16 protein-coding genes are annotated in these 15,809 nt (G+C 72.1%); 8 read left to right on the top strand and 8 right to left on the bottom strand.

The features are described 5' to 3' along the window. Positions 1-146 precede the first annotated feature (146 nt). The 3 genes from mdo to LWC35_RS01435 all read left to right on the top strand — a co-directional run bounded on the left by mdo (position 147) and on the right by LWC35_RS01435 (position 4,389). Complete coding sequence (gene mdo, locus LWC35_RS01445) at positions 147-1,439, top strand: NDMA-dependent methanol dehydrogenase (protein WP_037048752.1); 1,293 nt, start codon at positions 147-149, stop codon at positions 1,437-1,439. A gap of 178 nt (positions 1,440-1,617) precedes the next feature. After that, entirely contained in the window at positions 1,618-2,847 is a 1,230-nt protein-coding gene (locus LWC35_RS01440) for an AAA family ATPase (protein ID WP_232868002.1), read from the top strand. Beyond that, positions 2,848-4,389 (top strand): VWA domain-containing protein, encoded by a 1,542-nt coding sequence (locus tag LWC35_RS01435; protein ID WP_232868001.1) that lies wholly within the window; start codon positions 2,848-2,850, stop codon positions 4,387-4,389. It abuts the gene before it with no gap. A gap of 232 nt (positions 4,390-4,621) precedes the next feature. Here LWC35_RS01435 and LWC35_RS01430 read toward each other — a convergent pair whose 3' ends face one another. Beyond that, the gene (locus tag LWC35_RS01430; RefSeq protein ID WP_232868000.1) at positions 4,622-5,584 is read right to left on the bottom strand and encodes a zinc-binding alcohol dehydrogenase family protein; all 963 of its coding nucleotides are present in this window, start codon (positions 5,582-5,584) and stop codon (positions 4,622-4,624) included. Between the two features lie 72 nt (positions 5,585-5,656). Between LWC35_RS01430 and LWC35_RS01425 the strand changes: the two genes are divergently transcribed. Both LWC35_RS01425 and mftM read left to right on the top strand, forming a co-directional pair. Beyond that, entirely contained in the window at positions 5,657-5,998 is a 342-nt protein-coding gene (locus LWC35_RS01425) for a winged helix-turn-helix transcriptional regulator (protein ID WP_232867999.1), read from the top strand. 124 nt (positions 5,999-6,122) lie between these two features. After that, a complete protein-coding gene (mftM, locus tag LWC35_RS01420) occupies positions 6,123-6,821 on the top strand; it encodes a mycofactocin oligosaccharide methyltransferase MftM (protein ID WP_232867998.1) in 699 nt (232 codons plus the stop codon). Positions 6,822-6,942: 121 nt separating this feature from the next. On the opposite strand, the gene LWC35_RS01415 is transcribed toward mftM, so the two are convergent. The 5 genes from LWC35_RS01415 to thiD form a co-directional block, all read right to left on the bottom strand. Next, positions 6,943-7,563 (bottom strand): antibiotic biosynthesis monooxygenase, encoded by a 621-nt coding sequence (locus tag LWC35_RS01415; protein ID WP_232867997.1) that lies wholly within the window; start codon positions 7,561-7,563, stop codon positions 6,943-6,945. Between the two features lie 173 nt (positions 7,564-7,736). Next, positions 7,737-8,576: an FAD binding domain-containing protein gene (locus LWC35_RS01410; protein WP_232867996.1), complete on the bottom strand. Its 840-nt coding sequence runs from the start codon at positions 8,574-8,576 to the stop codon at positions 7,737-7,739. Beyond that, positions 8,573-9,121 (bottom strand): (2Fe-2S)-binding protein, encoded by a 549-nt coding sequence (locus LWC35_RS01405; RefSeq protein WP_232867995.1) that lies wholly within the window; start codon positions 9,119-9,121, stop codon positions 8,573-8,575. Before LWC35_RS01405 ends, LWC35_RS01410 begins: the two co-directional genes overlap by 4 nt. After that, positions 9,118-11,397, bottom strand: a complete 2,280-nt coding sequence (locus LWC35_RS01400; protein ID WP_232867994.1) for a xanthine dehydrogenase family protein molybdopterin-binding subunit — start codon at positions 11,395-11,397, stop codon at positions 9,118-9,120. Before LWC35_RS01400 ends, LWC35_RS01405 begins: the two co-directional genes overlap by 4 nt. A 182-nt stretch (positions 11,398-11,579) precedes the next feature. After that, positions 11,580-12,440 (bottom strand): bifunctional hydroxymethylpyrimidine kinase/phosphomethylpyrimidine kinase, encoded by an 861-nt coding sequence (gene thiD / locus LWC35_RS01395; protein WP_232867993.1) that lies wholly within the window; start codon positions 12,438-12,440, stop codon positions 11,580-11,582. A 66-nt stretch (positions 12,441-12,506) separates the two neighbouring features. On the opposite strand from thiD, the gene LWC35_RS01390 reads away from it, so the two are divergent. Then, the gene (locus LWC35_RS01390; protein WP_232867992.1) at positions 12,507-12,941 is read left to right on the top strand and encodes a nitroreductase family deazaflavin-dependent oxidoreductase; all 435 of its coding nucleotides are present in this window, start codon (positions 12,507-12,509) and stop codon (positions 12,939-12,941) included. A gap of 87 nt (positions 12,942-13,028) precedes the next feature. Here LWC35_RS01390 and LWC35_RS01385 read toward each other — a convergent pair whose 3' ends face one another. Together LWC35_RS01385 and LWC35_RS01380 are read right to left on the bottom strand one after the other, a co-directional pair. Beyond that, the gene (locus LWC35_RS01385) at positions 13,029-13,928 is read right to left on the bottom strand and encodes a S1C family serine protease (protein ID WP_232867991.1); all 900 of its coding nucleotides are present in this window, start codon (positions 13,926-13,928) and stop codon (positions 13,029-13,031) included. 90 nt (positions 13,929-14,018) lie between these two features. Beyond that, a complete protein-coding gene (locus LWC35_RS01380) occupies positions 14,019-14,591 on the bottom strand; it encodes a peptide deformylase (protein WP_232867990.1) in 573 nt (190 codons plus the stop codon). Positions 14,592-14,775: 184 nt separating this feature from the next. Between LWC35_RS01380 and napA the strand changes: the two genes are divergently transcribed. Further along, the gene (napA, locus tag LWC35_RS01375) at positions 14,776-15,084 is read left to right on the top strand and encodes a nucleoid-associated protein NapA (RefSeq protein ID WP_037048722.1); all 309 of its coding nucleotides are present in this window, start codon (positions 14,776-14,778) and stop codon (positions 15,082-15,084) included. Between the two features lie 48 nt (positions 15,085-15,132). After that, positions 15,133-15,774, top strand: coding sequence for a LytR C-terminal domain-containing protein (locus LWC35_RS01370; RefSeq protein WP_232867989.1), 642 nt, complete (start codon positions 15,133-15,135; stop codon positions 15,772-15,774). The last annotated feature ends 35 nt before the right edge of the window (positions 15,775-15,809 follow it).

Below are 15,809 nucleotides of genomic sequence, written 5' to 3'. Positions count from 1 at the left end.
CCGGGGTCACTGCGCCGCCCACCCCTCCGACCCGACGGTTTCCGCCCCCACCTCTTGACGGTTTCCCCCGCGGCCCCCTGTGCCCGCCGTCACGCCCGCCCTAGCGTCCGGGTCGACCGACATCACCTGCACCAGAAAGGGCTGCCATGCAGGTCGACGAACTGCTCAAGCCGTTCCCGCTCAAGGAGTTCCACCCGTTCCCCAAGGCTCTTCTCGGCCCGGGTGCGCACGAGATGATCGGGCCGGAGGCCCTGAAGCTCGGCTTCAAGAAGACGCTCGTGATGACGTCCGGCCTCCGCGGCACGAACATCGTCCACAAGATCGTCGAGTCGATGAAGTACCACGGCCTCGAGGTCGTCGTGTACGACAAGGTCGAGTCGAACCCCAAGGACTACAACGTCATGGACGCTGTGGGCCTGTACCAGCAGAACAACTGCGACTCGTTCGTCTCGATCGGCGGCGGCTCCTCGCACGACGCCTGCAAAGGCGCGCGCATCTCCGTGGCCCACGACGGCCGCAACGTCAACGAGTTCGAGGGCTTCAACAAGTCCGAGAACCCGCAGAACCCGCCGCACATCGCGGTCTCCACCACGGCCGGCACCGGCTCGGAGACCTCGTGGGCGTACGTCATCACGGACACCACGACGGACCCCGACAACCCGCACAAGTACGTCGCGTTCGACGACGCCTCGGTGACCAGCCTGGCGATCGACGACCCGGTGCTCTACTACGACTGCCCGATCGACTACACCGCGCAGTGTGGCTTCGACGTGCTCGCGCACGCCTCCGAGCCGTACGTGTCCCGGCTGAACTTCCAGCCGTCGCTGGGCAACGCGCTGCACGCGATCAAGCTGACCGCGCAGAGTCTGCGCGCCGCGGTGTGGAACGGCCAGGACCTGGCCGGCCGCGAGGGCATGATGTACGCGCAGTACATCGCCGCGCAGGCGTTCAACTCCGGCGGTCTGGGGATCATCCACTCGATCTCGCACGCGGTGTCGGCGTTCTACGACACCCACCACGGCCTGAACAACGCGATCGCGCTGCCGCGCGTGTGGGCGTTCAACATGCCGGTCGCCTACGAGCGCTTCGCGGACATCGCGGAGGCCATGGGCATCGACACCCACGGCATGACCAAGGTGCAGGCGGCCGAGGCCGCGCTGGCCGCCGCGATCCGGCTGCTGCGCGACGTGGGCATCCCGGAGCGCTTCATCGACGTCAAGGCCGACACCTACTCCAAGAACCGGCTCGGCCAGGGCCCGACGAAGTACTACGAGAACGCCAAGGAGATCAAGGGCGACGCCGCCGACGTCGACCGGATCACCAACCACGTCCTCGGCGACGCGTGCACCCCCGGCAACCCCAAGGAGTGCACCTTCGAGACCGTCCGCCCGGTCGTCGACCACTGCATCAACGGCGACCTGGACGACCTGCTCAGCTGACCCCCGGGTGGCGACCGCCGCTGCGGCGGTCGCCGCTCCCGACAGCTCAGGAATCCGACGGGCCCGCCACGCGAATCCGGCGCACACTGGATCCGTGGCGGGCCCGCCCGCCTGGGCGCCGCCCTCACGTGCGCACCACCGCGGCTCGCCGGCGAGCCGCGCGGAAGGAGTTCCGGCCTTGACCAGCCTGTCCGACGGCCTCTCCGACGGCCCGCAGACCGATCCCGACCCGCCGTTCGAGTCCGTGGACGAGGTCGTGGCCGCGCTCCACGACCAGGGCTACATCGCCGACACCCGGCTCGCCACGACGGTCTTCCTGCTCACCCGGCTGGACAAGCCGCTGCTGCTCGAGGGACCCGCCGGCGTCGGCAAGACCGAGCTGGCCAAGATGCTCGCCGCGGCGACCGGCCGCCGGCTGCTGCGCCTGCAGTGCTACGAGGGCCAGGACGAGACCAAGGCCCTGTACGAGTGGGACTACGGCAAGCAGCTCATGTACACGCAGATCCTGCGCGAGAAGATCGGGCAGGTCGTCGAGGACGCCCCGGACCTGGGCACCGCCGTCGAGCGGATCGGCGAGAACGAGAGCGTGTTCTTCTCCGAGCGCTTCCTCGCCCCGCGCCCGCTGCTCGAGGCGATCCGCTCCGAGCAGCCCGTCGTGCTGCTGATCGACGAGGTCGACAGGGCTGATGAAGCGCTGGAGGCCGTGCTGCTGGAGACCCTCGGCGAGTTCCAGATCTCGATCCCCGAGGTCGGGACGTTCACCGCGAAGCAGCGCCCCTACGTGCTGCTGACCTCGAACAACACCCGCGACCTCGCCGCCGCGCTCAAGCGCCGCTGCCTGCATCTCTTCCTCGACTACCCCTCCGCCGAGCGCGAGCTGGAGATCGTGCGCTCGAAGAAGACCGGCCTTGCCGACTCGCTCGCCGAGGAGCTGGTCAACGTCGTGCGCGGGCTGCGCGAGCTGGAGCTGCGGAAGGCACCGAGCATCTCCGAGACGATCGACTGGGCCCGCACGCTGGCGGTCCTCGGCGTCGACGAGCTCGACTCGCAGATCCTCTCCGACACCGTCTCCGTCGTCGTCAAGTACGACAAGGACGTGACCAAGGCGCTCGAGGCGCTGCCCCGCCTCGTCGACCCGAACGCCGTCGTCGAGGAGCACGGGCACGGCCACGGGCACGGGCACGGCCACGGGCACGGGCACGGCCATTCGCACGACGACGGCGACGGCGACGTGGACGGCCGGCAGGTCCGCGCCGACCGCGACACCGCCGGCCGGCACGGCGAGGGCGTGTACGGCACCCCGAACTACGCCAAGGGCACCGAGAAGGACGCCCCGGCCAAGCCGCGGTCGGTCACGTCGGGCCAGGGTTCGCGTTCCTTCGGCCTCGGACGCAAGCGGGCGCTCTAGATGGAGGCCACCATCCACCGGTTCGTCCGGCTGCTGCGCATCCGCGGCGTGCGGATCTCGGTCTCCGAGGCCGTCGACGCCATGCGGTGCGCGTCGCAGCCGGGCGTGCTGGCCGACAAGGCGGTCCTCAAGGAGGCGCTGCGCGTCGCGCTGGTGAAGGACCGGCGGGACGAGGCGACCTTCGACGAGGTCTTCGATCTCTTCTTCGCCCTGGTCAAGGTGGGTGAGGCGGAGACCGGGCACGGCCACGGGCACGGCCACGGCGACCTCTCCGACGAGGGCACGCTCGACGACTTCACCTTCTCCGAGGACCCCTCGGAGACGCCGCAGCAGGGCCACGAGCACGGCAAGCCCGTCGACATCCGGGACTACTTCGACCCGGAGGACCTGGCGCAGCAGTACAACCTGCACCAGGAGGCCAACAAGATCGACCTGGCGGCGATGACCGAGGAGATCGTCTTCTCGAAGGACAACCAGGGGCAGCCGCTGTCGGAAGGCAACCGGGTCCAGATCGAGACCGACCGGCTCTCCGGCGCGGGGCTACCCGGCGACATCTCGACGGCCACCGGCACCAAGGTCGACGCCGACCTCTCCGTCGCCGAGCAGGAGGCCCTGCTCGGCTGGCTGACCGCCGCGGAGGAGGACGTCGCGGGCTCCGAGGGGACCGAGGACGACGCGGCGGCGCTGCGCCGGCGGCTCGCCGGTGTCCTGCAGAACCTCCCGGAGGCCATCAAGGCGCACCTGGAGAAGCTGCTGGAGATCGAGCAGCGGATCATCGACGGCGGCGAGGGCGACGGCCGGGTGGCCGAGGTCGACCGGGCGTCGGAGACCGAGCGGATGCAGCTGGAGGACTCGCTGCGCCGGCTCGCGAAAACGCTGCACGGGGCACTGACGCACCGCCGCCGGGTCTCCCCGCAGGGCCGGATCGACTCGGCCCGCACGATGCGCAAGAACATGCGCTTCGACGGGGTTCCGTTCACCCCGGTCACGGTGCGCCGGCAGGAGGACAAGCCCCGGCTCGTCGTCCTGGCCGACGTGTCGCTGTCCGTGCGGGCCACCGCCCGGTTCACGTTGCACCTGGTCCACGGCCTGCAGGACCTGTTCGGGCAGGTGCGCTCGTTCGCGTTCGTCGACGAGATCGCCGAGGTCACCGACCTGTTCGCCGACCACCCCGTGGAGCATGCGCTGGGGCTGGTCTTCGGCGGTGACGTGGTCGACGTCGACGCCAACTCGAACTACGGGCTGGCTTTCGGCCGCTTCCTCGAGGAGCACGGCTCGGCCGTGACCCGGCGGTCGACGGTGCTGATCCTCGGCGACGGGCGGGGCAACGGCAACGACCCCAACATGGAGGCGTTCGTCGAGATCACCCGGCGCGCCAGGGAGACCATCTGGCTGACGCCCGAACCCCGCTACTCGTGGGGCCTGGGCCGCTGCGACCTCCCGGACTACGCCGAGTACTGCGACCGGGTCCGGGTCGTCCGCGACCTCACGGGACTCGAGCAGACGACGAACGAGATGGCGGGCGAACTGATCGGCCGCTGAACGCCCGCACCGTGGAACCATGATGCGCACAGGTCACCACCGGATGCGCATTATGGTTCCATAACGCGCCCAGGAGCCGGTTTCGAGCGCATTATGGTTCCATAATGCGCCCAGGAGCCGGTTTCGAGCGCACTATGGTTCCATAACGCGCCCACGAGACGCCTCCGAGCGCATTATGGTTCCATAATGCGCCCACGAGACGCTCCCAGAAGCGTTATGGCTCCCTCCTGCTTCAGAGGGTGAGGGCCACCTTCCCGATGGTGCGGCCGGACTCCAGCTGCTCGTGCGCCTCACGGAGGTTCTCGCCGGTCAGACCCTCGAAGGTGCGGGTGAGGGTGGTGCGGATCCGGCCCTCATCGACCAGCTCGGCCACGCGGTTCAGCAGTTCCCGCTGACTCGCGTCCGTCTTCTGGAAGAGCGGCCGGGTGAACATCAGCTCCCAGTGCCAGGTGATGCTCTTCGACTTCAGCGGGAGCAGGTCCATGCCCGGCGGCTCGTCGATCGCCACGATCTCGCCGCGCGGGGTGAGCAGCTCGGCGTAGGCCTCGATGTTCTTCCCCGACACCGGCGAGAAGACGTACCGGACGTCGGGGACCACTTTCCGCACCGACTCCACCAGCGCGTGGTGGTCGGCGAGGTGGTCCGCACCCATGGTGCGCGCGAAGTCCGCCGACTCCTCGCGGGACGCCGTGCCGATCACCTCGACACCGGTCAGCGTCTTGGCCAGCTGGGTCACCATCGCGCCGACCCCGCCGGCCGCCGAGACGACGAGCAGGCGGCCCGTGTCGGCGGGACCGAGCCGCAGGGCGTCGAACAGGGTCTCCCAGGCGGTGATCGTGGTCAGCGGCAGCGCGGCCGCCTGCGCCCAGTCCAGCGTGCGCGGTTTGCGGCCCACGACGTGCTCGTCGACCAGCTGGTACCCGGCGTTGCTGCCGGGCCGGTCGATCGTCCCCGCGTAGTACACCTCGTCGCCGGGGCCGTACGCCGTGACCGCCGACCCGACGGCCCGCACCACGCCGGCGGCGTCGAAGCCGAGGACGCGCGGGGCGTCCAGTCCGGCCCGGACCTTGGTGTCGACCGGGTTCACCGACACCGCCCGGACCTCGACGAGCAGGTCGTGCGGGCCGGGGTCCGGGACCTCGTGCTCGATCTCCGTGAAGGTGGAGGCGTCGATCGCGGTGGTGCGTGTGCTCATGGCCGCGACGGTATGCGAAAGGTATCGGTTACCCGCAAGGGAAGTTGGTTCCCTTCGGATACCATGCAGCTCGTGCCCGCCCTGAACGCGCCGCCCGACGTCTACCTGGCGAACTGCCCCTGCCGCTCCGTACTGGACCTGCTCGCCGACAAGTGGAGCGCGCTCGCCCTCGGCGCGCTCGTGGACGGGCCGCTGCGGTTCGGGGAGGTGAAGCGCCGGCTGGAGGGGATCAGCCCCAAGGTGCTCACCGCGGTCCTGCGCCGGCTCGAGGAGCACGGGCTCGTCGATCGCACGGTGTACCCGGCCGTCCCGCTGCACGTCGAGTACGCGCTCACCGAGCTGGGCCGGGACGCCAACGCCCCGCTCGACGCCCTGCGCCGCTGGGTCGAGGCGAACATCGAACGCTTCCCCTGAGGCGCCCGCCGGACGGGCACATCCCGCCCTGCCCGGTCGGACGGTTCGCGGTGCCGGGCCGGACGGGATCGGCCCCGCGGCGGGCGTCCGCTCCCTAGCGTCGGGATCGACGAAGGGAGCCGCCATGATCGGGCTCGCACGGCTGGACAACGACCTGGCCGGGTGGCTGGACCGCACGCTCGTCGTGCCCGGGGTGCTGCCGCCGGAGCGGTTCGAGGAGGCCTTCGTCGCGATCGTCACGTCGGGGGCACCGGACCCCGAGGACGCCTGGCTGGCCTTCTACCGCAACACCCTCGACGCCCTGCGCGGCGACCCGGAGCCGGGCGGGACCAACGCCGAGCTCAAGCCGGTCCACGAGCGGGCCGAGGAGCTGGCCGCCGGGAGCGTGCTGGAGCTCGGCTCGTGCTTCGGGTTCCTCGCGCTCCGGCTCGCGCTGGCCGGGCACGAGGTCACCGCGACCGACCTCGTCCCCGGCACCGTCGGGTTGCTGGAGCGGATGGCCCCGCGGCTGGGGCTCGCCGTCGACACCCTGGTCGCCGACGCCCGCGACGTCCCCCTGCCCGACGGGTACGCCGACACCGTGCTGGCCGTCCACCTGCTCGAGCACCTGCCGGCCGAGGAGGGCAAGTCCGTGCTCGCCGAGGCGATCCGGCTGGCCCGGCGCCGGGTCGTCGTCGCGGTGCCCTTCGAGGAGGAGCCGAACGAGACCTGGGGGCACGTGACGACCTTCGACGAGGCGGCCCTGCACGAGCTCGGCGGAACGACCGGGCTGCGGTACGAGGTGTCCGTGCACCACGGCGGGTGGTTGATCGTCGACCGTTGACGGCACACGTCCCCGGGCGGTTCCCTCGGGAGCCCGTCACCGCGGTACCGGCACCCGGGACCTGACGGGCCGCCGTTCAGGACGCCGGCCTCGTCCGGCCGGCGTCCTGAACGGCTGGCGGTCACACGAGCTCGGGCACCCGCAGGTGGGCCAGGGCGAGCTCGAACTCCCGGACCTCGAGCACCTCGCCGCCGATCTCCTGCATGGCGGTCTCCCGGATCCGCGAGGCCGCGTCGCGGGAGGCCCCCATCGCCTCGCGGCTGTCGTAGGTCACCGACGAGACGCTCAGGCCCTCGTCCCGGTCCAGCAGCAGGCTCGCGCTGCAGAACCCGGCGATCTGCTCCATCTCCGGAAGCAGCATCGTCCGGTAGACCTCGACGGACCGGTCCATCGCCGACGGCTCGACCCGCACCCACGTGACCCGCACACAGGCACCGGGCTCGGAAGGGTGGTCGCGGTGCAGCACCCCGATCTCCCACTCGTCGACCTGCGCGGTGCCGCCGAGGGCGTCGGCCGCCCGGTCACGCATGGGGCGGACGGTCGTCGCGGAGGCCTCCATCGCCTCCCGGGAGTCCCAGGCGGTCGTCGCGATGCAGCGGCCGGACTCGCGGTCGGCCAGCATCGACATGCCGATGCACCCCGGCATGTCGAGGACCGCGGGCATGATCTCGTCGCGGATCAGCGCGATGCCGTGGTCCATGTTCTCCCGGTGGGCCAGGACGGTGGTGGAACGTGCGTACACGGGCCACCTCCTTCCGGTCGGGGCGGCGCCCCGGCGGCGCCGCCGGTCGACGGACAGGGTCCTCGTGGCGGGTCCGGCGCACAACGGACCAAGGCCCCGGGCCCCGGAACGCCGACGTCCCGGCCCCCGCGGACGGGAACCGGGACGTCGGAGAGGGAGGACCGGGAAGGGGCTCAGCCCGCCGCGGTCTGCAGGGCCCGTCGGGTCAGCACCGTCACCAGGTGGCGGCGGTACTCCGGGGTGCCGGCGTTGTCGGCCGGGGGCTCGGCGCCCTCCGCGGCCAGCGCGGCCGCCTCCTCGATGCTCTTGCCCTCGGCCAGCGCGGCCTCGGTGGCCTTCGCCCGCAACGGGGTCGAGCCCATGTTGACCAGCCCGATCCGGCGCGCGCCGTCCGGGGCGGTCACCACGGCCACGGCCACGATCGCCCAGTCGTTGCTGCGCCGGGTGAACTTCTCGTAGGCCCACCCGGTGCTGCCCGTGCGGGGCACCCGGATCTCGACGATCAGCTCGTCCGGCTCCTTCACCGAGGAGAACACCCCGGTGTAGAACTCGGTGATCGGGACCTTCCGCTCGCCCCGCGGGCTGCGGAGCACGATCGTGCCCTCGAGCGCGAGGATCGCGGCGGGCAGGTCGCCGGCCGGGTCGCCGTGGGCGAGCGCGCCGCCCAGGGTGCCGCGGTGGCGGACCTGCGGGTCGCCGACGGTCCGGGTGACGGCCGGGAGCAGCGCGCACTCCTTCGCCAGCACGTCGGAGACCACGATGTCCCGGTACCGGGTGCCCGCGCCGATGGCGACGTAGGAATCAGCACCGTCGCCGTCGACCCGGATGTAGTTGAGCTCGGCGAGCCGGCCGATGTCGATGACGACCTCGGGGGCGGCCAGGCGCAGCTTCATGACCGGGAGCAGCGAGTGCCCGCCGGCCAGCACCGTGGCGTCGTCGCCGTGTTCGGCGAGCAGGGCCAGGGCCGCGTCGACGGACTCCGGGCGCTGGTAGTCGAAGCCGACGGGGATCACTGGTCACCCTTCCCGGTGGAGAAGCCCGGCGCCATGGTGCGCTCGTCGGACACGGCCTCGGCGGCCTGCGCGGCGTCGGGGTCCTTGCCCGCGGCGACCAGCACGGCACGGACGATGTTGTGGTAGCCGGTGCAGCGGCAAAGGTTGCCCTCGAGCCCTTCCCGGACGTCCTTCTCCGTGAGGTCCGGGTTCTCCTCGATGAGGCTGACCGCGGCCATCACCATGCCCGGGGTGCAGAACCCGCACTGCAGGCCGTGCTCCTGGCGGAACGCCTTGGTGACCGGGTGGCCCAGCTCGCCCTGCGCGGCGCCGTCGAGGCCCTCCATCGTGGTGACCGACTGCTGGTCGGCCTGGACCGCGAGGACCGTGCAGGACTTCACGGCCTCGCCGTCGACGAGGACGGTGCAGGCGCCGCACGAGGTGGTGTCGCAGCCGATGTTGGTGGCCTTGAGCCCGAGGTTCTCGCGCAGGTAGTGCGCGAGCAACGTGCGCGGCTCGACGTCGTGGCTGGTGTGCTCACCGTTGACGGTGATCTCTACCTTCACTTGGCCGACTCCTTCTGGGCCTCGTGGATGGCGGTCCACACCCGCACCGGGGTGAGGGGCATGTCGATGTGGCGGACGCCGAGGTGGGACACGGCGTCGATCACCGCGTTGTGCACCGCGGGGCAGGACCCGATGGTCCCGGCCTCGCCGACGCCCTTGTAGCCCATGGAGTTGATCGTCGTGGGGGTCTCCATGGTGACCAGGTCGAAGCTGGGCAGCTCCGCGGCCGAGGGGATGCCGTAGTCCGCGAAGGTCGCCGTGAGCGGCTGGCCCTCGGAGTCGAACACGACCTCCTCGAGCATCGCCTGCGCGATGCCCTGCGCGATGCCGCCGTGCCGCTGGCCGTCGAAGATCAGCGGGTTGAGGATCGGGCCGGCGTCGTCGACCGCCCAGATCCGCTCGACCGTGGCCTTGCCGGACTCCACGTCGACCTCGACGACGGCGACGTGCGCGCCGAACGGGAAGGTCGGCTTCTTGGCGTCCCACTCGTGGAAGACCTTGAGCTCCTCGGTGCCGGCCAGGTCGGCCAGCGAGACGCTCTTCGCGCCCGGCGCGCCCTTGACCACGATCGACCCGGTGGCCTTGTCCAGCTCCAGGTCGTCGACGCTCGCCTCGAGCACGTCCGCGGCGCGCTGCTTGGCCAGCTCGACCAGCTCGACCGCGGCGTTGTGCACCGCGACGCCGCCGGTCTGCAGGCTCCGCGAGCCCATGGTGCCGGCGCCGGTGGGGATCAGGTCCGTGTCGCCGTGCTTCACGGTGATCTTCTCGACCGGGATGCCGAGCTCCTCGCTGGCCAGCATCGCCCACGCCGTCGCGTGGCCCTGGCCGTGCGGCGAGGTGCCGGTGAGCACGGTGACGGTGCCGTCCGGGTGCACCTGGACGGTCGCGTTCTCGACGAACGCGCCGCCGCCGGTGATCTCGACGTACGACGAGACGCCGATACCGAGCTGCAGCGCGTCCCCGCGCTCGCGGCGGCGCGCCTGCTCGGCCCGCAGGCCCTCGTAGTTCGCCGCCTTGCAGGCCAGGTCGATCGCCTTCGCGTACTCGCCGGTGTCGTACTCGGCGCCGCCCTTCGTGGTGAAGGGGAACTGCTCCGGCTTGATCACGTTCTTCTTGCGCAGCTCGGCCGGGTCCATCCCGATCTCGTCCGCGAAGAGGTCCATGGCGCGCTCGATGGCCTGGGTGGCCTCCGGGCGGCCCGCGCCGCGGTAGGCGGCGGTGGACGTCGTGTTGGTCGCGACCACCTTCGCGGTCGACCAGACCTTCGGGATGTCGTAGGTGCCGGGCGCCATCATCCGCGTGAACATCGGCAGGGCGACGCCGAGGCGCGGGTAGGCGCCGGCGTCGGCGACGACGTCGAGCCGGTAGGCCTTGACGGTGCCGTCCCGGTCGCCGCCGATGGTGATGGTCTGCAGCTGGCCGCGGCCCTGCACCATCCCGGTCATGTTCTCCGAGCGGCTCTCGTTCCAGCGGACCGGTCGGCCCACCTTCTTCGACAGCCACGCGACCAGCGCGAACTCGGGGTCGGCGCCGATCTTCGCGCCGAAGCCGCCGCCGACGTCCGGCAGGATCAGCCGCAGGTCCTTGGCGTCCATGCCCAGCCAGCCGGCGACCTCGTCGCGGGCGCTCTGCGCGTTCTGCGTGGAGCAGAAGATCGTGCAGCGGCCGTCCTCGCCCCAGTAGGCGGACGCCGCGCGCGTCTCCAGCGGCGCCGCGGCGACCCGCTGGTTCACGATCTCCCGGCTGACGACGACCTCGCAGTCGGCGAAGAAGTCGTCGCCCGGCTCGTCCTTGTTCAGGTGCATCGCCGTGACGCTGTTCGTCCCCGCCTCGGGGAACAGGAGGACCTCGTCCTTGAGGGCCTCCTTCATGTCGACCACGGCGTCGAGCGGCTCGTAGTCGACGTCGACCAGGTCGGCGGCGTCCTCGCCCTGGTAGGCCTCCTCGGTGAGGACGGCCGCGACCGCCTCCCCGACGTAGCGCACCCGGTCGGTCGCCAGGAACGGCCGCACCATCTGCTTGTTCGCGGCGGGGAACAGCAGGGCCGGCGCGATGTCGCAGTCGGCGCCGGTGAAGACCGCGACGACGCCGGGCGCGTTGCGGGCCTCCTCGACGTCGATCGAGTTGATCGTGGCGTGGGCCAACGGGGAGCGGACCAGGGTCACGTGCAGTGCCCCGGTGAGCCGCTCGTCGGTCAGGTCGTCGGTGTATGTCGCGCCCCGTGTGAGGAACACCGGGTCCTCGGTACGGACAACGCGCGTGCCCAAGATGCTCATCGGGCGCGACACTAGCCCCGCGGGCGGCGCCGTGCGACCTGCCGCAGGCCCCTGACCTGCAGGTTAGCGTGCCCTAAGTCGATCGCATCGATCGGCGTCTCCGCTCCAGCGGCCGGTTGCCGGCGAAACACACCGCAGCTGCGGTTCGTTCCCCGGGTACCGGTTTCTGAGCGAACGAACGTTCACACCGATGGCGGAGCGTCCCACCAGGGGCGAACGGCCCACAACGGCGAGACGGGACCGTGCCCCTGACCGAGTGGATAGGCGTGCCGCACAGCCTCGACGATGTAGCGCTTGCCGAACTCGACCGCCTCCGGTAGCGCCAGCCCCCGGGCGAGGCCGGACGCGATCGCTGCGGCCAGCGAGTCGCCCCCGCCGTGGGTGTGTCCGGTCGCGAAGCGCGGGCCCGGCAGCTCGGTGAAGGACTCGCCGTCGAAGAACAGGTCGACGCAGCCGTCGGTGTCCTCGGCCAGGTGCCCGCCCTTGACGAGCACCGCCCGCGGGCCGAGGGCGTGCAGCTCCTTCGCCGCGGCGTACTGGGCCTCGCGGTCGTGCACGTCGATGCCGATGAGCAGCCGCACCTCGTCGAGGTTCGGGGTCACCAGGGTGGCGCGCGGGAACAGCAGGCCACGGAAGGCGTCGAGGGCGGAGTCGGCGAGCAGCTGGTCGCCGTGCATGGAGGCCGCGACCGGGTCGACGACCAGGGGTGTCCGCCCGTCCGCCCCGATGCCGTTCGCGTCGCAGGCCGCCGCCACCGCCTCGATGATCTCGGCGCCGGCGAGCATGCCGGTCTTGGCCGCGTCGAGCCCGATGTCCGACGCCACGGTGGTGATCTGCGCGGCGACGGTCTCCGGCGGGATCGTGTGCACGCCCGTCACCCCGACCGAGTTCTGCACCGTGACGGCGCAGACGGCGAGGCAGCCGTGCACCCCGCACGCCGCGAAGGCGCGCAGGTCGGCGGCGATGCCGGCACCGCCGCCGGAGTCGGTGCCCGCGATCGTCATGACGCGGGGCGGGGTGGTGCCGAGGGACGGTTCGGGCATGGGAGGACGGTAGCCCGCGGCACGGGCGGTGGAATGCGCCGGCGGATGATCCGGTTCACTGGAGACATGGCGGATGAGAAGGTGGAGCTCAGCCCGGAGGGCTGGGTGCAGGACCAGACGAAGAAGATCCTGGAGACGGGCACGACCGAGGGCGTCGACGTCCTCGGCAGGCCGGTCGTGCTGCTGACACTGCGCGGCGCGAAGAGCGGGAAGCTGCGCTACACCCCCGTGATGCGCGTGGAGCACGACGGCAGCTACGCGGTCGTCGCGTCGAAGGGCGGGGCCCCCGAGCACCCGGTCTGGTACCACAACATCAAGGCGCACCCGGAGTTCCCGCTCCAGGACGGGACCGACACGAAGACCTACGTCGCCCGCGAGGTCGACGGCGAGGAGCGCGCCGTCTGGTGGGAGCGCGCTGTCCAGGCCTACCCGCCGTACGCGGAGTACCAGGAGAAGACGGACCGGGAGATCCCGGTGTTCGTGCTGGACCCGAAGTCCTGATCAGCTCCTGAGCGGCCGGGGAGGGCGGCGGGTGCCGGGGCGCCCGCCGCCCCCGCGTTCTCGGCGCCCCGTTCCCGGCGCCCGTTCTCACAGCTCCGTCGGCACCGCGACGACGTCGACCATCGCCCCGTTGCGCAGCACCGTCACCGGCAGCGGCACGCCGATGGCGTCGCCGAACAGCTGGCGCTGGATGCCCTGGGCGTCCTCGACCGGCGTGCGCCCGACGTCGAGCACGAGATCACCGCGGCGCAGCCCGGCCCGGTCGGCCGGGCTGCCGCTGACCACCTCGGCGAGCCGCAGCCCGTTGCGCCGCCCGTACCGGTCCGCGACCACGGTGGGCACCGGCGCCGGGGCGCCGACGACGCCGAGGTAGGCGCGCCGCACCCGACCCTCGCGGCGCAGCGTCTCCACGATCCGGCGGGTGGTCGCGTTGATCGGCACGGCCAGGCCCAGGCCGGTCCCGGCGACCGCGGTGTTGATCCCCACGACGCGGCCGCGGGCGTCGGCGAGCGCTCCCCCGGAGTTGCCGGGGTTGAGCGCGGCGTCGGTCTGGATGACGTCCTCCACCACCCGACCCGCGGACCCGTCGCGGGTGGGCAGGGCCCGGCCGAGTGCGCTCACCACCCCGGCCGTCACCGAGCCGGCCAGCCCCAGCGGGTTCCCGACCGCGACCACGAGCTGCCCGACGACGAGCGCGTCCGCCTCGCCGAGCCGCGCGGGCTCGGGCAGCGGCCCGTCGGCGCGCAGCAGCGCGAGATCGGAGAGCGGGTCCGAGCCGGCCACCCGGACCGGGACCTGGGCGCCGTCGGCGAAGTCGGCCCGGCCGCCGGTCGACCGGCCCACGACGTGCGCGTTCGTCAGCAGTTCCCCGGGCGCGACCACGACCGCCGAGCCGGAGCCGCGGCCGAAGCGGACGGCCGCCACGCGGGGCGTGAGCTCCGCGGCGACCGTGCTGACCGTGCGGGAGTAGGCGTCGAGCTCCTCCATGGCGAGCCTCCTGATTACAGCGTTGCAGGAGGCTCAACGGGTCGACGGCGCCGGGTGTTCCCGGTCACGGGTGGGGGCCCGCAGCCGCGGTCAGACCTCCTCGGCCTGCTGGGTGGCGGGGTCCCAGGTGCGGCCGGGCTCGCCCCAGCCGTGCTTGCGCAGCATCTTCTTGGCGGCGCGCTGGTTGCGGCCCACGAGGCGGTCCACGTAGAGGACGCCGTCGAGGTGGTCGGTCTCGTGCTGCAGGCAGCGGGCGAGGAAACCCTTGCCCTCGACCTCGACGGGCTCACCGAACTCGTCCGTGCCGGTGACCCTGGCCCAGTCGGCCCGCCCGGTCGGGAACTGCTCGCCGGGGACGGAGAGGCAGCCCTCGTCGTCCTCGTCCGGGTCGGGCATGCCCTGCGGCTTCTCCGAGGTCGTGAGCACCGGGTTCACGACCACGCCCCGGCGCATCGTGCGGGACTCCTCGTCGGGGCAGTCGTAGACGAACACGCGCAGCCCGACGCCGACCTGGTTGGCCGCGAGCCCCACCCCGTGCGCCGCCGCCATGGTGTCGAACATGTCCGCGACCAGGGCGCGCAACCCGTCGTCGTACGTCTCGACGGGGCGGGTGGGCGTGTGCAGGACGGGATCACCGATGATGACGATGGGACGGACGGCCACACCGAGACAGTAATGTCCGTCCCGGACCTCTCCGGCGTCCGCCCGGTCCCGCTGCGGGACGGTCCGGCGATTCACGCCGCCGGGTGGCGCGTCCGCCCCGTTTCCGTCGGTCCATCGTGGTTCAATGGCGCCCGCGAATGACAGCCGTGTCATTCCGCGTCGGAGCGACTGTGCAGGGAGCGTGATGGAGTCCGCCACGGAAACCAGCGGGACGAACCGTCCCGCCGGCCCGCCGGTCCGCGAGCTGGACCGGCGCGAGCGCGAGATCCTCGCCTTCGAGGGTCAGTGGTGGAAGTACCAGGGGGCCAAGGAACAGGCCATCCGCGAGCTGTTCGACATGTCGGCCACCCGCTACTACCAGGTGCTCAACGCGCTGGTCGACACCCCTGAGGCGCTCGCCGCCGACCCCCTGCTGGTCAAGCGCCTCCGCCGGCTGCGCGCCAGCCGGCAGCGCACCCGGGCCGCCCGCCGGCTCGGCATGGAGCCGTGGTGACCGCCACCCCGTCCGCCCCGCCCGCCGCCCCCGCACCGGAGGACTGACGTGACCGCACCCGCGTCCGGACCGTCACCGCTGAAGGTCGGCGGCATCGCGCTCGTCGGCGTCGCCGTGATCGCCGCCGTCATCGGGCTGGTCTCGCTGGGCACCGGGGGCGGGGGCTCGGACGACGGATCGGGCTCCGCCGCGGCCCCGCCCACCGCCTCGGTCGCCCCGGCGACCCCCGCACCGGGCTCGGGCACGGACGAGGTCCCGCTGCCCTCCTTCCCGGCCACGCCCACGGAGCTCGCGCCGATCGGCACCCCGGCGCCGGTCGCGCCCCCGGTCGCGGCGGGCAGCTTCGGCAGCGGCAGTGGCGCCGCCGAAGGTGTCGGTGGGATCGGCGGCGTCGAGTCCGCCCCGACGCTGCCGCTGCGCGTCTACAACAACAGCACGGTCGAGGGTCTGGCCGCGCGGGCCGCGTCGGACTTCCGCAACGGCGGCTGGACGGTCACCGACACCACCGGCTACCCCTACGGCGTGATCCCGACCAGCACGGTCTACTACCGGCCGGGCACCAGCGAGCAGGCCTCGGCCGACCGGCTGGCGCAGGAGTACGGGCTGCGCGCGGAGCCGCGCTTCCAGGGCATCGAGGACGCCAGCCCCGGCCTCATCGTGATCGTCACCAAGGACTACAAGGCCAAGTAGCACCCCACAGACCGATCCGCTCCCCAGCGCACGCC

It is taken from the genome of Pseudonocardia kujensis (assembly GCF_021283305.1).
Classification (GTDB): Bacteria; Actinomycetota; Actinomycetes; order Mycobacteriales; family Pseudonocardiaceae; genus Pseudonocardia; species Pseudonocardia kujensis.
Note: the sequence above shows the minus strand (reverse complement) of the source record. Positions and strands in the feature narration are given on the sequence as shown.